This window comes from Paenibacillus sp. cl141a, from assembly GCF_900109305.1.
GTDB classification, from domain to species: Bacteria; Bacillota; Bacilli; order Paenibacillales; family Paenibacillaceae; genus Paenibacillus_AQ; species Paenibacillus_AQ lautus_A.
Genome location: NZ_FNZO01000003.1, coordinates 171,978 through 191,768, shown reverse-complemented (window position 1 = coordinate 191,768; position 19,791 = coordinate 171,978). Strand labels below are relative to the sequence as shown.

The following is a 19,791-nucleotide window of genomic DNA, read 5'->3' as shown; positions in this document are numbered from 1 at the left end:
CTATACAAAAAAAGACTGCCCTACAAGGCAGTCTTTCACTGGTTTAAATCGTTGATGAATGCACGATCGCATGTCCGTCGTCCCCGTCGTTTTCTTTTTTCCCAACCAGGATATGATAGAGGACGATTCCCGCAGCTAGCAGGACCGCCATCGCGATATACATGCCCCGGAAACCGACAAGCGGCGTCAGGAAGCCAAGTATAAAGGGGCCGAACCCGATGCCCACGTCCACGAAAATATAAAAGGTCGATGTCGCAAGCCCGATCCGGTGCGCCGGCGAACGCTTAATGGCCAGGGCCTGAGCGCTGGACTGCGTCGTGCCGTAGCCCAGACCGACGAATACGGCCGAGAGCAGCAAGGTCAGGCCGTGATGGGCTTGGCTGAGCAGAACCATCCCGATCGCAAACGATAGAATGGCCGGGTACATCACCACATTGGCCCCTCTCTGGTCAAACCAGCGGCCCGTGAACGGTCTCGACAGAATGACCACAATCGCATAGACAATAAAGAAATAACTTGCCACTTGGGCCAGACTGATCTGCCCGGCAAAAATCATCAGGTACGTTAAAATGCTGGAATACCCGAACCCCATGACAAAGCTGACCAGCGAAATCGGCACCGCCTTCGGCTCAATAAAGTTGGATAGCTTTAATCCTTGCAGATCCTTCTTCTGCTCCGCGGTCAGTTTCAGTTTCGGTATGTTCATAAAGAAAGCCGCCAGCAGCGAAAGCACCCCTAGCGCGGCGCACAGCGTAAAGTTAGCCATCATCGAAGCATGCTCGTTAATCATCAGGCCGATAAAAGGGCCAATTGCCGAAGCGATAATAATGCTGACGCCATAGTAACCTGTACCCTCGCCTCTTCTCGAATTCGGAATCAGGCTGGCCGCAATCGTGCCTGTTGCCGTTGAGGCAAGGGCGAAGGCGATACCGTGAAAGAAACGGACAACGAGCAGCACGCTCAAGCTGTTTACGACGAAGTACAAACCGATGAGAACGCTGAAGGCGATCAGACCGGTAAACAACAGTTTTTTGCGGCCGACCCGCTCGATGATGCTGCCTCCGACCAACCGTCCAATCAATGCGCCGACGACAAAAATGCTGGATGCCAGGCCAGCCATTCCCGTCGATGCGTGAAACTCATTCTTTGCATATGAGGACATGATCACCACTAATAAGTAAAAACATAAAAAGAGCAGGAAATTGACGCCGAACACAATCAAAAAGTCCTTGCTCCACAATCGTTCTCGCGAGTCTGCTTGCTCCAAGTTAACCACCTTTTCTAATAATGTTGTCCCTGACCGTCTCCATCACGCGGATGACCGCCCTTTGATCCTCTTCAGAAACGCCTTCCATAATCTCCTGTTCATATTGGTCAAATATCTTGCGAATTTGCAGGAAGACGTCAGCTCCGGCCTTGGATAGCTGAATGCGCTTCTCCCGTTTATCCCGCACCGGGATTTGCTCCACATATTCCAGCTTGATCAGCGCGTTGACGGTTCGGGTGACGGTGGGCTTCTCCACGTACAGCATTCTGGACAGCTCCACCAAAGTCATCGACTGATAAAAATCCAGATAGTACATGATGGACCACTGGGCATAATACAGGTTGTAGTCTTCGAGCTTACGATTAAGCTCATTGACGAAAGGGCGATACAACGTAAAGTATTTATGAAAAAAGTGTCTGTGGGCGTCCATTCGAGACCTCCGTTTAAATTAGTTACCTTGGGTAACTATTTATTGATTATAAAGAAGATCCTTCTGCTTGTCCATCCGGAATGATTTCCAAATCCAAGTTCGAACTGATGCGGACGGCATACCGACGCTTATTCTCCCTGTTTAGGAATGGCTCTATTCACGTTTCTGCCGCTTATATTACAAGTAGCGGTGGACAAAAAAAATCGCCCTGGGGCGATGGAAGGTGGTGCTGCCATCTCAAGGGCGATTCGAACCAGGTATGCGATCTATGCGGCAATTTCAATTGGGTATCAAATCTGTTGCGAATTCTATCCAATATCACTGAACGAATCGGAAATCGGCCCGGATACATCAAGCAGTCTGCCCATATAATCGCTCAGCAGGATACCGTCCGGGTCCAGCTCTTGCCGAACCGCCCGGAATGCTTCCCACATGGGATACAGCTCCTTCAATTGAGCAGCCTGGAGATGATGCATTTTTCCCCAATGCGGCCTGCCGCCGTACCGCAGGAAGATGTTCTCCATCGCACTGAAGTAATCTTCATACGGCATGCCTTTGTACATATGGATCGCAATATAGGCGGAATCCCGGTCGTAGGCGGGGCTTAACCAAATATCATCGCCCTTGGCATAACGGCATTCTACGGGGAAATGCACATGGTACTTGTTTCGCGACATTTCTTCACGCATCTCTTCAATGACCGCATTCATCGACTCCGCGGGAATGTTATACTCCATTTCGTTGAAACGAACGAGCCGCCGGGTCGCGAATAACCGGTGGCTGTAATTCACTTTGCGACCCAGCGGAACCTGCGACGCCGAGAGACGGCTCACATACGGGCTTGCTTTGGGCAGCTTGCGGCACAGCTCCGAGATCAGACCAAAGAAGGTGTTCTCCACCATCACGTCGCTGATATAATCCTTGATCCGATGCTCCCTCACCTCTTGGTCCGTCTTGTTCATCAGCTTGATCTGGCACGGCTCTGCGTAAGGGAACCAATAAAACTCGAAATGACGGTTCTCCTCCGCCAATCGCGCCTGCTGTTTCAAGCATTCGCCGAGCGGTATTCTCCGGCTTTCATATTCGATTTTGTAAGCCGGCTCAAGCCTCAACGTCACTTGCAGGATAATGCCTAGCGTACCTAAGGATACCTGCAGCGCCTTGAACCAATCGGGGTGCGACTCCCCGCTGCACTCCAGCACCTCGCCCGTACCGGTGACCACCGTCATTCCGACAACCTGCGTGGATATATTCCCGAAGGCCCGGCCCGTACCATGCGTCCCTGTACTAATGGCGCCGGCAATGGACTGAACATCAATATCCCCCAGGTTCTCCTGTGCCAGCTCCTGCCGAAACAACAGCTCGCCCAACAGCTTCAGCTTCGTCCCTGCCCACACGGTGGCGGTTCGGGCTTCGGCGTCGACATGGACCAGGCCCTGCATCCTGTCCAAGGAGATCAGGCAGTCCTCGGATGCCGCAATGGGGGTAAAAGAGTGCCCTGAACCGACCACTCGCAGCCGCCTGCCCTCCTGCCGGCACATCCGGACCACTTTTTCGACTTCCGCTATGGAGGCAGGATACAACACCGTTCTTGGATTGGCTCGTACCGATCCCGACCAATTCGACCACTGGACCTGCTTCATAGAAAACACTCCCCCATTCCGCGATAGGTTGCATATTCGCCTACGATGCGGCCTTGCGAGACCGCATACAGCACCTTGAACCGTTCGCACAGCTCGCCGGCCTTCGCATGGCGGAAGAACACCGGGTCTCCCAGGCCAAGCTCCACATGGGCAGGCAGACGCAGCGGTGTCTGCACTTCCCCGGCCCCTTCAAGCGGGAACAGCTTCAATCCCGAAGGCAAGTAAGGTTTCGCAAGTTTATCCTTGTCTGCCGTACCCGATGCCGTGTAGCCGCCTCCCATGCAGGTCACGATCCCTGCCTTCGGGATGCGAACCACCTCTACGGCATAGGCCGCTGCCGGCTTATAACGGAACGAGGCATAATGATCGAACAGACCCGGCGCATAGAAGCCTGACCCGGCCGTAATTTCGGTTACCCAAGCTTCCTCCCGGGAGCTGTCCAAACTTCCGGTTCCCCCTGCATTCACGAAGCGGAGCCGAAGGTCCATGGCGGCAAGCCGCTCCACGGCTTCTTTCCTCCGCTTGGCCGCTTCAACGATGGAGCGGCTTTTCAGCCACCGGACCATGGTATTCTTCATATGCTTACCGGCTGCGTTATCCCCAACGCCTGCTACCTGCGCCTCGTACCCCATGATGCCGTCCAGGCGGAGCCATGGAGAGCGGATAATCTGCTCCACTATCGGGTACATGCCCTCCCACGAATGGACGGGCGATCGCCATACACCGAAGTGCAGACCCGGATATTGGACCGACATATCCACATCGATGCATAGTGGAATCACGGTCCGCTGTTGTTTGGCGAACTGTTCGATGTGCTCGACATGCTCCACGCTGTCCACCATGAAGGTAATCCTGCGACCTTCGCCGACCAGATTCACGATGGAGCGAACGGCTTCCGGCTGCCACTGCGGATATCCCAGCAGCAGATCGTCAAAGCCCTGTTCCGCCAGAAATACGGCCTCCGCTGCCGTATAACACATGATTCCTTGAAAGATCGGGTTCGTACGAAGGATACGGTTCAACACGTCCACGGAGCGGATGGACTTGCTGGCCAGCCGCACTTTCTTACCCCCAGCCGCTTGTGCAATCGCTTCGGCATTGTCGTCCAGCATGTCCAGATCCACCAAGGCGAACGGCTTCGGAATCTCCGCGAAAATCTCTTTATAATACTCGTATGTCGACACCCCTACATCAACACCTTCCCGTTTCCCTCACGCCTATGCCACATGATATTCTCGAAGGTAGCGGATTATCCTTCCGCACACCACTATCCGCGCAAATAAAAAGAGCCCAGCCTTTGTTTGGCTGGACCCGAATCTTAATCGGCTAATTTGATGAGGGTTAGGGAAGCGCCGTTGCCTTGTGCAAGGGTTGCAGCACCTAATGCACCATACAATTGAAGACTAAGCGCATCTCCTGCATCCAATCGCTCTATAAACTGGGCGTGGTAATGTGACTTGTACTTAATTGGAGCTTCGTCACTCTGTATGATAGAGACACCGTTTCGAGTAATCCTTGAGCCCGCAAGCAAATCTGATGCTAAATTAATCGTATAAGAAATATAATATGTCCCTGTTTCATGAACCGTAAACAATGTTGAACTTCCATCTGCCATGATTCCTGCTACTTTCGGATTGTCCGGCAGCGGAACCGGGGTCCCGCCGAGCAGTACTGGAATAACGCCTCCCGACGTATTCCCTGCGTATGCATAAGTTCCTGTGGAGCTCCCTCCTGCAGGTCCAACAGGCCCCGCTGGACCTGCGGGGCCTTGGGGGCCCGGGGATCCTTGTATCCCTTGCGGACCTTGGGGCCCTACCGGGCCGAGGTCGCCCTTATCGCCCTGGATTCCCTGAGGTCCAGGATCTCCTTTGTCCCCCTTATCGCCCTGCGGGCCTGCCGGGCCTTGTTCGCCCTGATCTCCTTTATCACCTTTCGGACCCGGGGCTCCCGCTGGACCTGGATCGCCCTTAGGCCCGGCTGGGCCAGCTGGTCCAGTTGGACCTTGGGAGCCCGAAGATCCTGAAGACCCGGACGGACCTTGCGGACCTTGGGGCCCTTGTGGGCCCGTTTCGCCAGGGTCGCCTTTTGGACCCTGCGGGCCTGCCGGACCCGGCTGCCCCTGCTCCTGAGTTCCCCCGCTACTGCCATACGCAATGCTAACCAGCTGCTTTTGTTGATTCCACTGCACCTTGGCCCCAAACACTTCAGCCAAAAAACGAAGCGGAACCATCACCCTGTTATCCAGCAGTCTGGCAGGCTGGTCCAGCTTCACTTTTGTGACGATAGTGTCGTTTCTCACCGTAGCTACATCACTGCCCAGAACCAGCTCGGCAGAGACATCGCCTCGAACGGCTGTGATCTTCTTTGCAGAAGCATCCCACCGAATGGACAGGCCCAATATTTCGGTTACATGCTTAATGGGCACCAGCACTTTGCCTTTAACCATAACCGGGGCAACATCCAAAGACCTGGTTATCCCGTTGACTTGCATCGTGATGCCTGCCGCTTGCGTGACGGGTGCGATCGCTAAACTCAAGGTGAGCATCATTGCTGCCGCAAAATAGAGCCGTTTTTTCTTCAACACCATTACCTCCTTATCGATCATGGAATAATTAATTTATCGGTCGAACCTACTCGCGAGTTAATATAAATAATTACACGAGCATCATGGTATTTCCTGTGTACGATCGCGGAATATTAAACATTTTTTGTTAATTCCGGCCTAAGTAAAAAAAGGATGAGGGATTCCCCCACCCTAAGTAAACTCCATTTACCATACGAATTTCATGTCCATTTCCTTCTGTATCTTCTCATTGCTCTTATCATAGCAGTTGGTCGTATAATGAGAAGGACCATTGTCCAGTTGAGAAGGGAACGCAAAAGAAACCCATGAAACGACTTCATGATACAGCATTTTTCGAGACGTTCCTGTCCAATCCCAGATTGAAGCCGTTAACGAATGCCTGTTCATCGGGCTGTCGTTTGATTATATTAGTCAGCATGAAAAGACGAACGCCCGCTTTACCTCCACCTTGCTTGGCACCACGCTCCGACGCTTGAATATGGGTAATGCATGCCTTCGCCCAAAGGGGGATCCTGGAACGAAACGGACAGACCCTCCGCATTCTGGACTGGAACGCGATGGAGACGGCCTCGAACGGCATCCGCTATGAGCAGATCGCCCAGCCGAAACTTTTTTCGCGGATTATTGTAACGAATCGGCCATGGCCCGGTCATATAGGCAAGGAGGTGAACAGGTGACCGATTTGCACCAGATCTACCATCAACACTTTCAAGACGTGTATCGGTTTCTGCTGTCGCTCAGCAGAGACGAGCATGTTGCGGAAGAACTCACGCAGGAGACGTTTTTCAAAGCGCTGAAGCATATCGATTCGTTTCAAGGCACATGCAAGCTGAGCGTGTGGCTATGCCAAATCGCTAAACATACATACTTCTCCTATCTTGATAAACAAAAGCGGTATAAGCCGGCCCCGCAGATCGACCACGGCAGCGGTCAGGATATTGCATGGCAAACCGTGGAAAGGGCTGAGGCTTTTCGCATCCATCAAATTCTGCACCGGATGGACGAGCCGTATAAAGAGGTGTTTACGCTGCGAGTGTTCGGGGAATTGTCTTTTGGCGAAATCAGCCGGCTGTTTGGAAAAACCGAGAGCTGGGCAAGAGTCACCTTCTTTCGAGCCAAGCAAAAAATCCAAAGCCTGTACAAGGAGGGGAATCAATCGTGAGCCGAATATCGTGCGAGATTATTCAGGATTTGCTGCCTTTGTACCATGATGATGTATGCAGCGCAGACACCAAAACCTTGGTAGAAGAGCATCTGGCAGATTGCCCGGCTTGCCGGGAGGTGCTGAGCTATATGAGCTCCCCGATGTCGCTGCCCACCCAAACGATGGAGCAAAACAAGGATGAGGGAGCCGGCTTGCGGCAAGTTGCGGCCCAGTGGTCGCGCACCAAATGGGTCTCGTTTACCAAAGGTCTATTGATCAGCTGCTTAGCAGTCGGTCTCTTGTTCCTGGCTTATGCGGGCCTGTTCGAATGGAACATTACAAGCGTGCCGACCCGCGTGATGCAGATATCCGATATCAGCCAGCTGAAGGATGGGCGCATTGCTTATCACGTGAAGATGACCGACGGCTATAATGTTAACCAAGCCAGCTACGATACGGATGAGGAAGGAAACTTCTATGTGACACCCAAGCGTCCCATCATCAAATCTAAAAAATTCGCGGATATGGGACTGTCCAATATGTACTATACGAACGATATTGAAGAACGAAATGCCTACGAGAAGAGCTTTGGCGACGGCGTTCAGATCAAGGCCCTATATTTAGGGACGCCGGATGACCGGGTTCTGATCTGGGAACAAGGCATGGAGCTGCCGCCGGCAAGCGAGTCCGTCGAGATGCAGTTCAGGAGCGACGAGTAAGTATATTTTTAATCAAAAGACCATCGGATGCCCTAATGGCTTTCCCATGGTCTTTTCTTGAACCTTAAGCCGAGCCGGCCGGATGATTACGCAGAACCTTCCACTCGATCCCGCCGTAGATCAAGCCGATTACCCCAAACAGAATGACTGCGGTGCTGACATGTAGTTCATATTCCTGTATGAATCGATCATCATAGATTTCGTAGAACAACACTGCCCCGGCCGCAGCCCACATCACGGCATACAGCAGGGCATACAGGATGAGTGAAGCTCTGAACCATTGAATCCTGCCCAAGAGCCACGATAAAGGGAGCACGATCACCGGATATAGAAGCGAGGATATCAGAATCGGAATGATCATCAGAACAAAACCCGCATTACGAAGGCCGAAATATTCCGTCGTCGTGATCTTGTATCCTTCGATATACTCCAAGCCTACGACAGCACCGGTAAACAGCAACATAAAGACAAACCACAGCACAAAATATCTGGCCACCCGCAAGATGTACACCGCCCCGTCCGTTTATGTCCTAGACGAATTCGTGCCGGAAAAAGTTACATGCGTCTTCATTTCATATCGCCAAAAAGTAATTCTGCTTACTCCGCAGGCTCCCCAGCGGCTTCCCAGCGGTCGATTTCCTTGCGGACCCGAGGGGCGACTTCGGTCCCCAGCAGTTCGATGGCTCTCATGACTTCGTCGTGAGGCATCGTTCCCACAGGCACATGCAGCATAAAACGGGTTATGCCCACATGCTTGCGCAGGTGAATGATCTTCTCGGCCACCGTCTCAGGATCCCCTACATACAGCGCACCTTCGAAACTCCGAGCCGCATCGAATCTTGCGCGGTCATAGAATCCCCAGCCCCGCTCCCGTCCCAGCACGTTCATGCTGGCTTGGGTTGAAGGGAAGAACTTGTCCGCTGCCAGCTCGGTTTCTTCCGCAATGAATCCGTGGGAATGCGAGCCGATCGGCAGCTTCGACACATCATGCCCGGCATGAGCTGCCGCTTCTTTATACAGCTTGACCAGCGGCGCAAACTGCAGGGGACTGCCGCCGATAATCGCCAGCACCAGCGGGAGGCCGAGCAGGCCTGCCCGCACGACCGATTCCGAATTGCCTCCGCTTCCGATCCACACCGGCAGCGGGTTCTGAACCGGACGAGGATAGACGCCCAAGTTATGGATCGCCGGGCGATGCTCGCCTTGCCAGGTGACTTTTTCCGACTCGCGGATTTTGAGCAGCAGCTCCAGCTTCTCTTCGAACAGCTCGTCATAATGACTCAGATCATAGCCGAATAACGGGAACGATTCGATGAACGAACCCCTGCCGGCCATAATCTCCGCGCGTCCGTTCGAGATCGCGTCCAAGGTGGCAAAATCCTGAAAGACCCGTACCGGATCCGCGGAAGACAGCACCGTCACCGCGCTGGTCAGCCGAATCCACTTCGTCTGCGACGCAGCCGCGGCAAGAACGACCGCAGGCGAAGACGCCGCATAATCCTTGCGATGATGCTCCCCTACGCCATACACATCCAATCCCACCTGATCGGCCAGGACGATTTCCTCAACCACCTCGCGCAGCCGCTGCGCATGGCTCATCACGTCGCCGGTCTTCACGTCCGGCCACGTCTCCACGAACGAGCTTACCCCAATCTCCATTATGATCTCCTCCTATTATCCTTTGCCGCGGTCAGAACCGCAGGCAAAGGTTATCGATGCTTCCCGCCTGGGGCAGTCCATATCGGTAATCATTTTGCAATTATCTTTATATTGAACTTTTGGTTCGGATTTTTCAAGTTACAAGTTAACTGATCACGTGAAATCGGTGGGTTCGATGCATAGGGAATCCAAAAACGGCCGGAATCCATACGGATTCCGGCCATTCATTTTACCTTTTTGACCTTGCATTGGAAAGGGGCTTATTGTTTCGATGTCAAGTATTCCTCCAGGCGATCCCAGGTTTGGGTAATGCCTTCTTCCATTCCCATATCCAATACCGATTGGAGCCCTTCCTCGGATTCATATACCCCTCGATTGATCAGCTTGGTCTTTCCATCCACTTCCTCAAACGTCATCGTCACCGTAGTTGCGGGCATTCCCTCCGCAATATTGCCTTCCGCATCCGAGAAATAGTCGATGTAGACGATTTTCTCGGGCTCCTCAATTTCCTGGTAGACCGATTTGCCCCAGGATTCCATGCCGTAGAAATCTCCTTGATTCTGATCCATGCACTTCATGCAGTAATGCCATTGGCCGCCAGGACGGAAATCCATGTTGGATACGGTAACTTCCCATCCGCGAGGTCCCCACCACTGCTTCAGATGCTCTCCATCGGTGAGCACCTTGAACACCAGCTCTCTTGGTGCATTAAATACGCGCTCCAGTACGATCACTTGACCTTCTACCCGTGTAATCATTTTGCTTGTCATTATATATTCCTCCTCGAATTAGATGGTGCTTACTCCTGTTTCTTCATATCCGATTGCAGCTTCTCCAAGTAATCATCCAAGTTGTCATACCGGTCGTTCCATATGCGGCGGTAATTATCAAGCCAACGGTCCAATTCCTGAAACGGCTCCGACCGCAGCATGTAATTCCGCCGGTTCGCGTCCGCCCTTACCTCGACCAGTCCGGCATCCAGCAGCACCTTCAAATGCTTCGAGGCTTGAGGTTGCCGAATATCAAGACGTTCGGCGATTTCCCCTACCGTAAGCGGCCCCTTCTGCAGGAGGTTTACGATACGAAAACGGCTTGGTTCGGCTAATGCGTTAAATGTTGTCAGTTCCATCTTGTCGTGATGACTGGTACAGACCCGCTGTTATAGCGTTTACGGTGATTGTCTGTCCTCTCTGCTCCCGTCACCATCATCACCTCTTTTTTTCGGCTTCTTTTTTTTTGCTGCCGTTCTTCTTGTTTTCAATATACCACAAAAGGAATATTCCTGTAAAGGAATATTTAAAACATTTTTTAATTATTCTATTCCAACGCAAAAAAAGCAACAAACGCGGCTCCTTACCTGACCTCGCTTATTGCTCCTCTACGCTTTACCGTTCGTATTCCTTATCGAAAGAACACCTTGTCCACATTGTATTTGGCCTTGAATTCATTAATGATATAGGTTTCGTATATCTCTCTGTGCACGGCGTCTTCAATGACGCAAACCTCGATGCTCGCCACTTCATTCCGATGCTCCTTGATCGGGGAGACGCTATCTTCAAAATGCTTCTTGATCCGCGGCCTCAGCTTTCTAGCTTTGCCAACGAACAGAAGCTCCCCCTTGCTGTTGTAGAACATGAAAATCCCGCCCCGGTCTCTCGGAATCAGATGAAAATCCGTAAATCCGTAAATATGACTCAGTTCCGGAGCATCCTGCTTGGTTATGGTGACGTCCGGCTGGGGCATGGTTATATTGATCATGGCTAACGTTCACTTCCTCTATTCATATATTGATCTAAATCGTATCACTGATCGGCTCATTTGCACATGCGGGAAATTCAACAACCCCTTAATCACCCTTCTCTGGGCATTTGCATAGGATGGGACTATGTATGACTAATTCACGATGGGGGTCTTTTCCATATGAGCATTCAATATCCCGGACACCAGGAACAAACCTTATATCAAGCTGAACCCAGCATGAAGCACAGCATCAAATCGGTTCGCGATCATATCCACCATCTATGCAAGCAGCATGCGAACCAGCTGGTTCGCGTCGAAACGCTTGACGGCGATGTTTTTGAAGGTACGATCATGCATTGCGAAAAAGGGATTCTGTACTTGAGCATGCCCGGATACGGAAACCAGCGCGGCTTCGGTCCCAGTTACTATAATAATGTAATCCTGCCCCTTGTCCTCTTCGAATTGCTTGTCATCACCTTGCTTTACATCTAGAAGAAGATCTAGGCTTACATCGTCATTCGGCAGCGTCCCACGTAATTCCAAACCTAATTACCCGATTAAGGAGTGAATTCATTATGGCATTTATGCCGCCGCAAGGACCCCAGGGACCGATGCAAGGGCCCACTTCCCCGCCCCCAACATCTGTCCCCCAACAGCCTTTGGCCAGTACCTTTGCAGTTGATCCTGGAGCGATCAGGGGCTGTTTGTTCAGAAATACCTATATTTGGCCGACACGTGGACCCGGTTTCTGGTTTTTCCCGACTTTTGTTGGCCGCACCTCGGTTGCCGGCTTCCGCTGGACGGGATGGATGTGGGTATATTCAGGGCTCGACTTAAGAAGTATCGAGTCGTTCACCTGTTTCTGATGCTTTTATATCAAAAGGAATGGGTCAATCCGCTCCCACAGGCACCTCTATAGCGCCTGCTTATTGGGAAGAGCGCCTGCAATGGCGCTCTTAAGCTCTTACATGACGGACAAGCTCCTGTTCATGGAAGAGTCTACCTTAACAGGATGCCCCTGTTTTGAGAAAAATAAAGTTCTTGATTATCCTCCCGCTACGTTAAATAATATGTAACAGTCCCTCTAAAACCGATAATGGAGATTGGGATTATATCTTTAACATACAGAGCAGAAAGGTTGACTTGAACACCATGGATATTTCGCAACATGCCACTGGGGAAAATAGCGGCAAAGAACCCTTTCCCATCTCTATACTGTCTCTCACCGTGGGTGCATTTGCCATTGGCATGACAGAGTTTGTCATTATGGGGATCCTCCCCAATGTAGCCGATGATCTGAATGTCAGCATCGCGTCTGCCGGGCAGCTGATTACGATGTATGCCCTCGGGGTAGCCGTAGGAGCCCCTATTCTGACCGTCCTTACTAACCAAATTCCGCAGAAAAAGCTGTTACTGCTGCTCATGGGTCTATTTATCCTGGGCAATGGCATCTCGGTCTTTGCTCCGAACTATGCCGTTCTGATGGGCGCCCGGATGCTGACCGCGCTGACGCACGGGACCTTCTTTGGCGTGGGCGCTGTCATCGCATCCAATCTGGTGCGGCCGGACAAGCGTGCCGGAGCGGTGTCCATCATGATGGCGGGATTAACGATAGCCAATATCATCGGGGTTCCGATCGGTACCTTCATCGGCCAAACGATGGGCTGGCGCGCTTCATTCGGCGCGATTGCCGTCATGGGCGTGTTGGCATTGATCGGCATCCTGATCTTCATACCGAAGATACGGCAGGAGCAAGCGACAAGCATCGTTCAGCAGATCACGGCCATCATTAGACCCCAGCTTCTTCTCTTCCTGCTGATCGGTGCGCTTGGCAATGCCGGCCTGTTCGCCGTCTTCACTTATATCGCGCCCCTGCTGATTGAGATCACGGGCTTTGCGGAACCCAGCGTCACCTGGATTCTGATCCTGTTCGGTATCGGCGTGACCGTAGGCAACATCGTAGGCGGCAGGCTGGCGGACTGGAAGCTGCTGCCCTCCATCCTGGGCGTTTACTTTGCGACGGCCGTCATTCTGACCATCCTCACGGTGACCATCCATCACCCGGTCACGGCTGTGCTGACCATCGTGCTGTGGGGAGCCGCCTCTTTCGCCGTTATGCCGGGAATGCAGGTGCGCGTGATGAGTCTGGCCCATTCCGCTCCTGCACTGGCCTCCACAGCGACCCATTCCGCGGGTAACCTCGGAAATGCAGCGGGCGCTTTTATCGGGGGATTGGTCATTACTCATCTAAGCTTGACGGCCCTGCCTTGGGTGGGCGCCGGATTGGTAGCGCTCGCCTTCATTCTGGGAGCAGCCTGCTATATGTATGAGCGCAAGGCCGTGACGGCTAATGCCTAAAGGGCTCCAACAGGCATGAAAAGCCGATCCCTTAACCGGGACGAGCATAAGAAAGGCGTAACCGGACATATGCACGGTTACGCCTTTTTGCATCTATATATACGTTGATCCATCGGTGCTACAACGCCTTGATCTCCAGCAATTCGTACTTCACGATGCCCATCGGCGCTTCCACGTGGACTTTATCGCCTACCGCTTTGCCCATCAGCGCTTTGCCGAGCGGGCTTTCATAAGAAACTTTATTGTTCGCCACATCCGCTTCAGCCGGGCCGACCACCTGATATTCAAGCCTCTCCGAAAACTCGATGTCATTCAGGACGACGTTCGAACCGACATTCACCGTCGTCGAGCTGATATCCTTAGCGTCGACAATCCGGGCGTTGTTAAGCGTTTTTTCCAGGATGATGATGCGCGTTTCCATAAACGCCTGGTCGTTCTTGGCCGAGTGGTACTCGCTGTTCTCCTTCAAGTCACCATAGCTGATCGCGAGCTTGATCCGTTCCGCTAATTCTTTGCGTTTTACATACTTGAGATCGTCAAGTTCCTCCTGGAGTTTGTCATAGCCCTCCTGGGTCAAGATCAGTTCTTCTGCCATGCTCATCACATCCATTTTGTAGTTTCTTACTTCTAGTGTACTCTTTATTTCGAAAATAAGCGAAAATTTTCTGAAATATTATGGATGGAATATTTGGTATTTAATACCTAATGGTAGTTTCGACCGATCAGCGCCAACGAAGCGAACAGATTCTAATGCATGTGAAACTGGCCGCTATGCATAAAGCCCCAGATGTCTCCGCGAGGAGAACCAGGGGCTTATGATCTTACTTTCAAATCATTATGCATTCGTTTCGAGCTCGGCCTTCAAGGCCTCATACTGCTCCATCAGCTCGCCCATGATGGGATGCTCTCCGGCAATGCCGGTATATTGGGAAGCCGTGTCGCTTACGCCGATATCCCGGACGGAGGCTTGCAGCTCCACGCTTTCCTGATCTTCCGGAACATCGAACAGCAGGGCCGCCGCCATGGATTTTGCCAGGCTCTTATACTCGAGTCCGCTCTCGAAAGCCAACATAGCCGGCGAAACCAGACGGTCGCCCGGGGACAGCTTCCGGATCGGGGAGCGGCCAACGCGGGACACCTCGTCGGTCAGCGCGGGATTGCGAAAACGCTCCAGGATGGTGTCAATGTACGCTTGGTGCTCGGAAGGATCGAAGCCGTGCTTGTGTATGAGCGCAGCTCCCGTTTCCTCGAGCACCGCGCGGACATGACCTGCCACCGCTTCGTCCTTCATGGCGTCCTGGATCGTCTCATAGCCTTTCAGAAAGCCTACATACGCAGCCGAGCAGTGTCCGGTATTCACCGTGAACAGCTTGCGTTCAATGTACGGCTCCAGCCGGTTCACATAGTGAATGCCTTCAACGGGGACATAATCCTCAAACATCTGCGAGCGATCCACCGCCCACTCATAGAACGGCTCCACCACGACCTTTAGACGGTCCTCATGCTGCTGCAGCGGCACGATCCGGTCTACGGCTGCATCCGGGAAAGCCACGAGCCGGTCAGCCTTACGCTTCGTCTCGTCATCAAGCTTCCCATAGACATGCTCTTTCAGCTGCGAGCTGCCGCCGATGGCGTTCTCGCATGCAATAATATGAAGCGGCGATGCCGAGCCCGTTTGCAGCCGAAGCTTCAGCCCCTCGGCAATGGTGCTGGCGATAAATTTCAGGATGTTGACGCCGACCGCCGTCGTGACGAGATCCGCTTCCGCTACCGCACGAGCGGCAGCCTCCGGTTCCGAGGCGCTATTGAGAGCGGTGATGCCTCTGACCACCGTGGTCTCCTGCTCTTCGCTGGCCAGGGTTACGGGATACTCCCCGCGCGCCTTCAGCTCTGATACCAGCTCTTCGTTTACGTCGACAAAACAAACCTCATAACCGGCCTGTGACAACAAGAGCCCTATAAAACCGCGTCCGATGTTGCCCGCTCCGAAATGGACTGCCTTCATGCGCCCATTCCTCCCTCGAAGATGGCCAGAATCTCCTCTTCGCTGGAAGCGTTCATGACCTTCTCGATGCTCTCGTCATCCGTGAAAATCATGGCCACATTCGTCAGAATCTCCATATGGTCGCCGCCGGCAGCCGCGATGCCGATGACGATGAACGCCGGCTCGTCTCCGCCGAAATCCACGCCTTCCGGGAAGCGGACGATCGACAACCCCGTGGAGATGACCATGCCTTTTGCTTCTTTCGTGCCATGGGGAATCGCAAGCCCCCCGCCCATGTAAGTGGACGCAATTTCTTCGCGTTCCAGCATTTTATCCACGTAATCGGCCGATACATGGCCTGCCTGTACCAGCAGGTTCCCTGCCATGCGAATGGCTTCGCTCTTGCTGTCAGCCTTTGCGTTCAGTACGACTTTATCTTTGGACAGTATGTTATTCATGTTAGTCTCCCTCTTTCTATGGTCTGTGATTGAAAAAAAGCTGAAGCTCTTCCGCCAAATAGGATCGAATCTCTTCCTCGCCGCCACGCTCCATCAGCTCGATCAGCTCGGAGCGAAGCAGCATGGCGCTGATTTCGCTGAGCACCTCCAGGCTCTCCTTCGGGAGCTGCTTCGGTGCCAGCATCAGCAGAATCACGTCCGCCTGGGCCCCATCCTCAAGCGGCGCTCGATGCGTAAGCCTGAACAGGGACAGCGAAGGCCAGGTGATATAGCGGCTTCGCGTATGGAATAAAGCCAGCGTCGTGTCGGGAATAAGCTGGGTACCCATCCGTTCGCGTTCAAGCAGGCGCTCCTTCACCATCTCCGCATCACGGACAGCCCCTTGCTCATATACCTTGGCCAAAGCCTCGTTCAAAGTGCCCTGCAAATCATTCTGAAGATTATCCAGATGGTAGACATGGAAACCTTCCAGAAGCGATACGATTTCGTTCATCAGGGCGGCCTGCATGCGGAGCTTCTCGAAAGATGCAGCTTTACGATCTCCCTCGATTCGGCTGACGGCAGCCCTGCTGCTGGCCGGCTCGAAGGATGTGCCCTGGATGAATCGAAGCAGCGCCTCTTTATCATCCGCCGTCAGCAGCGGGCTTAGTCTTACATATCGATCCTTCGGCAGCGGCAGATCAATGGTCGATATGATGAGATCGTATTGCTCCTTCGGGATCCGAGCCGCTTCATACCAAGATACGTTGCCGAGCACCTCGATCTGCGGCATCTCCTTATTCAGCCTTGTCCCGAGAAGCCTGGAGGAGCTGAGACCGCTGGAGCATACCAAGATGGCCTTCAGATGGTGTTCCGGCTGGTTCAGCCGTTCGCTCGATGCTCCAAAATGCATAACCAGAAACCCGATTTCTTCATCCGGGATGGTTAAATCCAGCTTCAGCTCGTCGACCGAGCGCCGGACGATCCCGAACAATTCCTCATAATCCTTCCGAATCGGACTGAGCAGCGGGTTTCGGATCCGGGTCCCTTCCCGAATCCGTTTCAGTGCAGCCCCGATGTGCTCCACCAGACCTGCCCGCAGCGTGCGGTCCTCCTGGAACGGAATGCCGGTGCGCCCCTGAACCCGTTCGATCAGGCGATGGGCGATCTCCACCATTTCCACGTCCGCATGAACCAGTTCGCTGACCTCGGACATGTTCTTCGCCGCCTCAAATAATTGGGCGATATAGATCATTTCAGATTCGCGGAAATTCATTTCCAGTGTCTCGCCGAGGCGACCAACAAAATCTCGCGCCTCCTCAATGGAAACAGAGGAAGGAGGGTATCCCGCGATATCGACAGCTTCCATGCCCCGTCCCCGCTTGATCCTGTTTACGGAAACCGATAACGCGATCAGCGTCGAAGTGTAGGCACTTTCGCTAAGATCCTCCGTCCAATCCCAATTCATATCCCACAAGGTTTTCTCTACATCCAGCAAAGCCGGTTTATCGATCATGGACAGCAGCCGGGCCGTCACCGGTTCCCGCGTGTCGCTGTATCCGTCACCGACAAGATCGGAATAATCCAGATATTCCTCGGCGAGCCTGCCAATCGCCCTTCGCCTTACGCCTTCCGCGCCATCGATTTCGATGCCGTAGCCCCGGCGCCGTATGAGTTTCAGGTTAAACCGCTTCATCCAGGGCTCCAGCTCATCCAGATCATTGCTCACAGTCGGAACGGTGACCTTCAAACTATGGGCCAAAGCAAACAATTTGATAGGCTCATCCGCCTCAAGCAAAGCGCACAGCATGAGGATTTTGCGTTCTTCCACGGAATAATCGGCCGGCTTCCCCGCAAGCAGGGATCGTCGCAGCAGGGACAACCCTTCGGGTTTCTCTTCTTCCAGCCGGATGCCCGTTCCCGACTTTTTGAGAAGAACAACGCCCGTACCTTGCAGGTCTTTCTCGATCTCCTCCATTTCCCGGTGAACCGTCCTGACGCTGACCCCAACGTCAGCGGCTATTTCTGCAGCCGTCATGCCATCGGTCCTGCTCATGAGGAGCAGAAGGATTTGTCGCTGGCGGGCAGTAATGTGTCCCAGATCCATGGCTCCCTTCTTCATGAAATGGAGACAACGCCGGCGTGATTACGCCAGCGTGTCATATGGTTCAAGCTTATGTTAGTCTTTGAGTCGTTCCACCAGCTCGTCATATTTCGGACTCTTCAGGAAGTTGTCGATCGAGATATGCTCGGCATTCGGATTCTTAGCGATGGCCCGCTCGGTGAGAGTCTTCTGGGTAATGACGATATCCGCGTCATCCGGGATTTCGCTTACCGCCGAATTCACAACGGTAATGTTGACGCCCGCTTGCTGCAGTTTCTTTCTTAGTACCGAGGCGCCCATCGCGCTGGAGCCCATGCCGGCATCGCAGGCGAACACGATTTTATTCACGTTCTCTTTGTCCAGATTGGCCACAGCCGCGGAAGCCGGAGCCACCTGGTCGTTCATGCCGCCGGTTTTCATTTCTTTCATCTTGGCGGATGCTTCTTCCAAATTCGGTTCTTCTTCTGTTTGTTTACCCGTTTTCAGCAGCAATACTGCTACGATAAAGGAAACAATCGTTGCAACAAGGACACCGGCCAGTACCGGAACCAGGCCGCCCTTAGGCGCCATGGCGAAATAAGCAAGGATACTGCCTGGCGATGCAGGTCCCACGAGTCCCGCTCCAAGAATCTGGAAGGTGAACGTTCCGGCAACGCCGCCCGCAATAGCGGCCAGAATGAGAACCGGCTTCATCAAAATATACGGGAAATAAATCTCATGGATACCGCCCAGGAAGTGAATCACAACCGCCCCCGGCGCGGAGGATCTGGCAGAACCGCGTCCGAAGAACCAAAAGGCGAGGAGAATGCCCAATCCAGGTCCCGGGTTCGATTCCAGCATATACAGAACGGATTGGCCGATCCGCGCCGATTCCTCCGTAGCGAGTGGACTGAAAATCCCGTGGTTGATCGCATTATTGAGGAACAAGACCTTCGCCGGTTCAATGATAATGTTAACCAGCGGCAACAGGTTGGCATCGACCAACACGTCAACGCCTGCTGAGAGCACCTTGGTAATGCCCTGTACAAGGGGACCAATACCGGTGTATGCCAGCAGCGTCAGCGCACCGCCGATAATACCCAGCGAGAAGTTGTTCACCAGCATTTCAAAGCCCGATCTGATTTTGCCGTCGATCAGCTTGTCGAACTGCTTCAAGACCCAAGCTGCCAGAGGACCGACAATCATGGCACCGAGGAACATCGGAATATCTGCTCCGACGATAACGCCGACCGTGGCAACCGCACCGATAACCGCGCCCCGTTTGCCGTGGATCATTTGTCCGCCCGTATAACCGATCAAGAGCGGGAGCAGGTAAGTGATCATCGGGCCAACCAGAGCTCCCAGCTTCTCGTTCGGGAACCAGCCGGTCGGGATGAACAGAGCCGTAATCAGGCCCCAAGCGATAAACGCGCCGATATTCGGCATCACCATGCCGCTAAGGAGCCGGCCGAGCTGCTGAACCCTTACGCGGATGCCGTTGGAAGCGTTTGTATTTGTCTCGTTGGACATCGTACTGACCTCCTAGTCATATTTGAAAATAAAGCTGAATGTTGTAATGTTGCTTTCATCTGACACCTCTATGTTAAGTCAGCCCGGCAAAAGGCTCAACGAAAGGAAAAGCGGGTTTCGTCAAGAATATTGTTGACAAATTTTAAATGGATCATGTCATCGTTATGAAAATGCAGTCCTGACGCGGTTTCATTCGTAGAACAAGCCCGCCCC

General features: G+C 53.1%; 20 protein-coding genes. 4 read left to right on the top strand and 16 right to left on the bottom strand.

Going from position 1 to position 19,791, the window contains the following annotated elements:
* Positions 1 to 43: 43 nt before the first annotated feature.
* The 6 genes from BMX45_RS10855 to BMX45_RS31590 form a co-directional block, all read right to left on the bottom strand.
* Positions 44 to 1,276, bottom strand: a complete 1,233-nt coding sequence (locus tag BMX45_RS10855; RefSeq protein ID WP_090909686.1) for an MFS transporter — start codon at positions 1,274 to 1,276, stop codon at positions 44 to 46.
* On the bottom strand, positions 1,269 to 1,697 hold the full coding sequence (locus tag BMX45_RS10850; RefSeq protein WP_090909685.1) for a MarR family winged helix-turn-helix transcriptional regulator: 429 nt from the start codon (positions 1,695 to 1,697) through the stop codon (positions 1,269 to 1,271). The genes BMX45_RS10855 and BMX45_RS10850 overlap by 8 nt, the downstream gene beginning before the upstream one ends.
* A 308-nt stretch (positions 1,698 to 2,005) precedes the next feature.
* Entirely contained in the window at positions 2,006 to 3,340 is a 1,335-nt protein-coding gene (locus BMX45_RS10845) for a D-arabinono-1,4-lactone oxidase (RefSeq protein ID WP_090909684.1), read from the bottom strand.
* Positions 3,337 to 4,524: an amino acid deaminase/aldolase gene (locus BMX45_RS10840; protein ID WP_090909683.1), complete on the bottom strand. Its 1,188-nt coding sequence runs from the start codon at positions 4,522 to 4,524 to the stop codon at positions 3,337 to 3,339. The genes BMX45_RS10845 and BMX45_RS10840 overlap by 4 nt, the downstream gene beginning before the upstream one ends.
* Before the next feature lie 134 nt (positions 4,525 to 4,658).
* Positions 4,659 to 5,927: a BclA C-terminal domain-containing protein gene (locus tag BMX45_RS10835; protein ID WP_254778032.1), complete on the bottom strand. Its 1,269-nt coding sequence runs from the start codon at positions 5,925 to 5,927 to the stop codon at positions 4,659 to 4,661.
* A gap of 434 nt (positions 5,928 to 6,361) precedes the next feature.
* A complete protein-coding gene (locus BMX45_RS31590; RefSeq protein ID WP_217648112.1) occupies positions 6,362 to 6,577 on the bottom strand; it encodes a hypothetical protein in 216 nt (71 codons plus the stop codon).
* A 20-nt stretch (positions 6,578 to 6,597) separates the two neighbouring features.
* On the opposite strand from BMX45_RS31590, the gene BMX45_RS10825 reads away from it, so the two are divergent.
* Both BMX45_RS10825 and BMX45_RS10820 read left to right on the top strand, forming a co-directional pair.
* Positions 6,598 to 7,086 (top strand): RNA polymerase sigma factor, encoded by a 489-nt coding sequence (locus BMX45_RS10825; RefSeq protein WP_090909682.1) that lies wholly within the window; start codon positions 6,598 to 6,600, stop codon positions 7,084 to 7,086.
* Positions 7,083 to 7,787 carry a zf-HC2 domain-containing protein gene (locus BMX45_RS10820; RefSeq protein WP_090909681.1) on the top strand — a complete coding sequence of 235 codons (705 nt, stop codon included), beginning with the start codon at positions 7,083 to 7,085 and terminating at the stop codon, positions 7,785 to 7,787. The genes BMX45_RS10825 and BMX45_RS10820 overlap by 4 nt, the downstream gene beginning before the upstream one ends.
* A gap of 64 nt (positions 7,788 to 7,851) precedes the next feature.
* Here BMX45_RS10820 and BMX45_RS10815 read toward each other — a convergent pair whose 3' ends face one another.
* The 5 genes from BMX45_RS10815 to BMX45_RS10795 all read right to left on the bottom strand — a co-directional run bounded on the left by BMX45_RS10815 (position 7,852) and on the right by BMX45_RS10795 (position 11,204).
* Complete coding sequence (locus BMX45_RS10815; RefSeq protein ID WP_254778052.1) at positions 7,852 to 8,283, bottom strand: hypothetical protein; 432 nt, start codon at positions 8,281 to 8,283, stop codon at positions 7,852 to 7,854.
* A gap of 101 nt (positions 8,284 to 8,384) precedes the next feature.
* Complete coding sequence (locus BMX45_RS10810; protein WP_090909679.1) at positions 8,385 to 9,446, bottom strand: LLM class flavin-dependent oxidoreductase; 1,062 nt, start codon at positions 9,444 to 9,446, stop codon at positions 8,385 to 8,387.
* Positions 9,447 to 9,706: 260 nt separating this feature from the next.
* Positions 9,707 to 10,216, bottom strand: coding sequence for an SRPBCC domain-containing protein (locus BMX45_RS10805; protein WP_090909678.1), 510 nt, complete (start codon positions 10,214 to 10,216; stop codon positions 9,707 to 9,709).
* A gap of 29 nt (positions 10,217 to 10,245) precedes the next feature.
* Entirely contained in the window at positions 10,246 to 10,575 is a 330-nt protein-coding gene (locus BMX45_RS10800; protein ID WP_090909677.1) for an ArsR/SmtB family transcription factor, read from the bottom strand.
* A gap of 272 nt (positions 10,576 to 10,847) precedes the next feature.
* The gene (locus BMX45_RS10795) at positions 10,848 to 11,204 is read right to left on the bottom strand and encodes a nucleotide excision repair endonuclease (protein ID WP_090909676.1); all 357 of its coding nucleotides are present in this window, start codon (positions 11,202 to 11,204) and stop codon (positions 10,848 to 10,850) included.
* A 162-nt stretch (positions 11,205 to 11,366) separates the two neighbouring features.
* Here BMX45_RS10795 and BMX45_RS10790 point away from each other — a divergent pair, with 162 nt between their 5' ends.
* Together BMX45_RS10790 and BMX45_RS10780 are read left to right on the top strand one after the other, a co-directional pair.
* Complete coding sequence (locus BMX45_RS10790) at positions 11,367 to 11,678, top strand: hypothetical protein (protein WP_009591136.1); 312 nt, start codon at positions 11,367 to 11,369, stop codon at positions 11,676 to 11,678.
* 660 nt (positions 11,679 to 12,338) lie between these two features.
* Positions 12,339 to 13,544 (top strand): MFS transporter, encoded by a 1,206-nt coding sequence (locus BMX45_RS10780; RefSeq protein WP_090909675.1) that lies wholly within the window; start codon positions 12,339 to 12,341, stop codon positions 13,542 to 13,544.
* Between the two features lie 118 nt (positions 13,545 to 13,662).
* Here BMX45_RS10780 and greA read toward each other — a convergent pair whose 3' ends face one another.
* The 5 genes from greA to BMX45_RS10755 form a co-directional block, all read right to left on the bottom strand.
* The gene (gene greA, locus BMX45_RS10775) at positions 13,663 to 14,139 is read right to left on the bottom strand and encodes a transcription elongation factor GreA (protein WP_036671773.1); all 477 of its coding nucleotides are present in this window, start codon (positions 14,137 to 14,139) and stop codon (positions 13,663 to 13,665) included.
* Positions 14,140 to 14,379: 240 nt separating this feature from the next.
* A complete protein-coding gene (locus tag BMX45_RS10770; protein ID WP_090909674.1) occupies positions 14,380 to 15,549 on the bottom strand; it encodes a mannitol-1-phosphate 5-dehydrogenase in 1,170 nt (389 codons plus the stop codon).
* Entirely contained in the window at positions 15,546 to 15,986 is a 441-nt protein-coding gene (locus tag BMX45_RS10765) for a PTS mannitol transporter subunit IIA (RefSeq protein WP_009591149.1), read from the bottom strand. The genes BMX45_RS10770 and BMX45_RS10765 overlap by 4 nt, the downstream gene beginning before the upstream one ends.
* Positions 15,987 to 16,002: 16 nt before the next feature.
* Complete coding sequence (locus BMX45_RS10760; protein WP_254778031.1) at positions 16,003 to 18,087, bottom strand: BglG family transcription antiterminator; 2,085 nt, start codon at positions 18,085 to 18,087, stop codon at positions 16,003 to 16,005.
* A gap of 57 nt (positions 18,088 to 18,144) precedes the next feature.
* Entirely contained in the window at positions 18,145 to 19,578 is a 1,434-nt protein-coding gene (locus BMX45_RS10755; protein WP_090909672.1) for a PTS mannitol transporter subunit IIBC, read from the bottom strand.
* Positions 19,579 to 19,791 lie beyond the last annotated feature (213 nt).

What these genes read in the sequence shown, in the direction of transcription:
- BMX45_RS10760 (WP_254778031.1), bottom strand. Translation starts at nt 18,087, where the DNA reads ATGAAGAAGGGAGCCATGGATCTGGGACACATTACTGCCCGCCAGCGA.
- BMX45_RS10800 (WP_090909677.1), bottom strand. Translation starts at nt 10,575, where the DNA reads ATGGAACTGACAACATTTAACGCATTAGCCGAACCAAGCCGTTTTCGT.
- greA (WP_036671773.1), bottom strand. Translation starts at nt 14,139, where the DNA reads ATGGCAGAAGAACTGATCTTGACCCAGGAGGGCTATGACAAACTCCAG.
- BMX45_RS10780 (WP_090909675.1), top strand. Translation starts at nt 12,339, where the DNA reads ATGGATATTTCGCAACATGCCACTGGGGAAAATAGCGGCAAAGAACCC.
- BMX45_RS10850 (WP_090909685.1), bottom strand. Translation starts at nt 1,697, where the DNA reads ATGGACGCCCACAGACACTTTTTTCATAAATACTTTACGTTGTATCGC.
- BMX45_RS10765 (WP_009591149.1), bottom strand. Translation starts at nt 15,986, where the DNA reads ATGAATAACATACTGTCCAAAGATAAAGTCGTACTGAACGCAAAGGCT.
- BMX45_RS10805 (WP_090909678.1), bottom strand. Translation starts at nt 10,216, where the DNA reads ATGACAAGCAAAATGATTACACGGGTAGAAGGTCAAGTGATCGTACTG.
- BMX45_RS10810 (WP_090909679.1), bottom strand. Translation starts at nt 9,446, where the DNA reads ATGGAGATTGGGGTAAGCTCGTTCGTGGAGACGTGGCCGGACGTGAAG.
- BMX45_RS10845 (WP_090909684.1), bottom strand. Translation starts at nt 3,340, where the DNA reads ATGAAGCAGGTCCAGTGGTCGAATTGGTCGGGATCGGTACGAGCCAAT.
- BMX45_RS10835 (WP_254778032.1), bottom strand. Translation starts at nt 5,927, where the DNA reads ATGGTGTTGAAGAAAAAACGGCTCTATTTTGCGGCAGCAATGATGCTC.
- BMX45_RS10755 (WP_090909672.1), bottom strand. Translation starts at nt 19,578, where the DNA reads ATGTCCAACGAGACAAATACAAACGCTTCCAACGGCATCCGCGTAAGG.
- BMX45_RS10770 (WP_090909674.1), bottom strand. Translation starts at nt 15,549, where the DNA reads ATGAAGGCAGTCCATTTCGGAGCGGGCAACATCGGACGCGGTTTTATA.
- BMX45_RS10795 (WP_090909676.1), bottom strand. Translation starts at nt 11,204, where the DNA reads ATGATCAATATAACCATGCCCCAGCCGGACGTCACCATAACCAAGCAG.
- BMX45_RS10790 (WP_009591136.1), top strand. Translation starts at nt 11,367, where the DNA reads ATGAGCATTCAATATCCCGGACACCAGGAACAAACCTTATATCAAGCT.
- BMX45_RS31590 (WP_217648112.1), bottom strand. Translation starts at nt 6,577, where the DNA reads ATGACCGGGCCATGGCCGATTCGTTACAATAATCCGCGAAAAAAGTTT.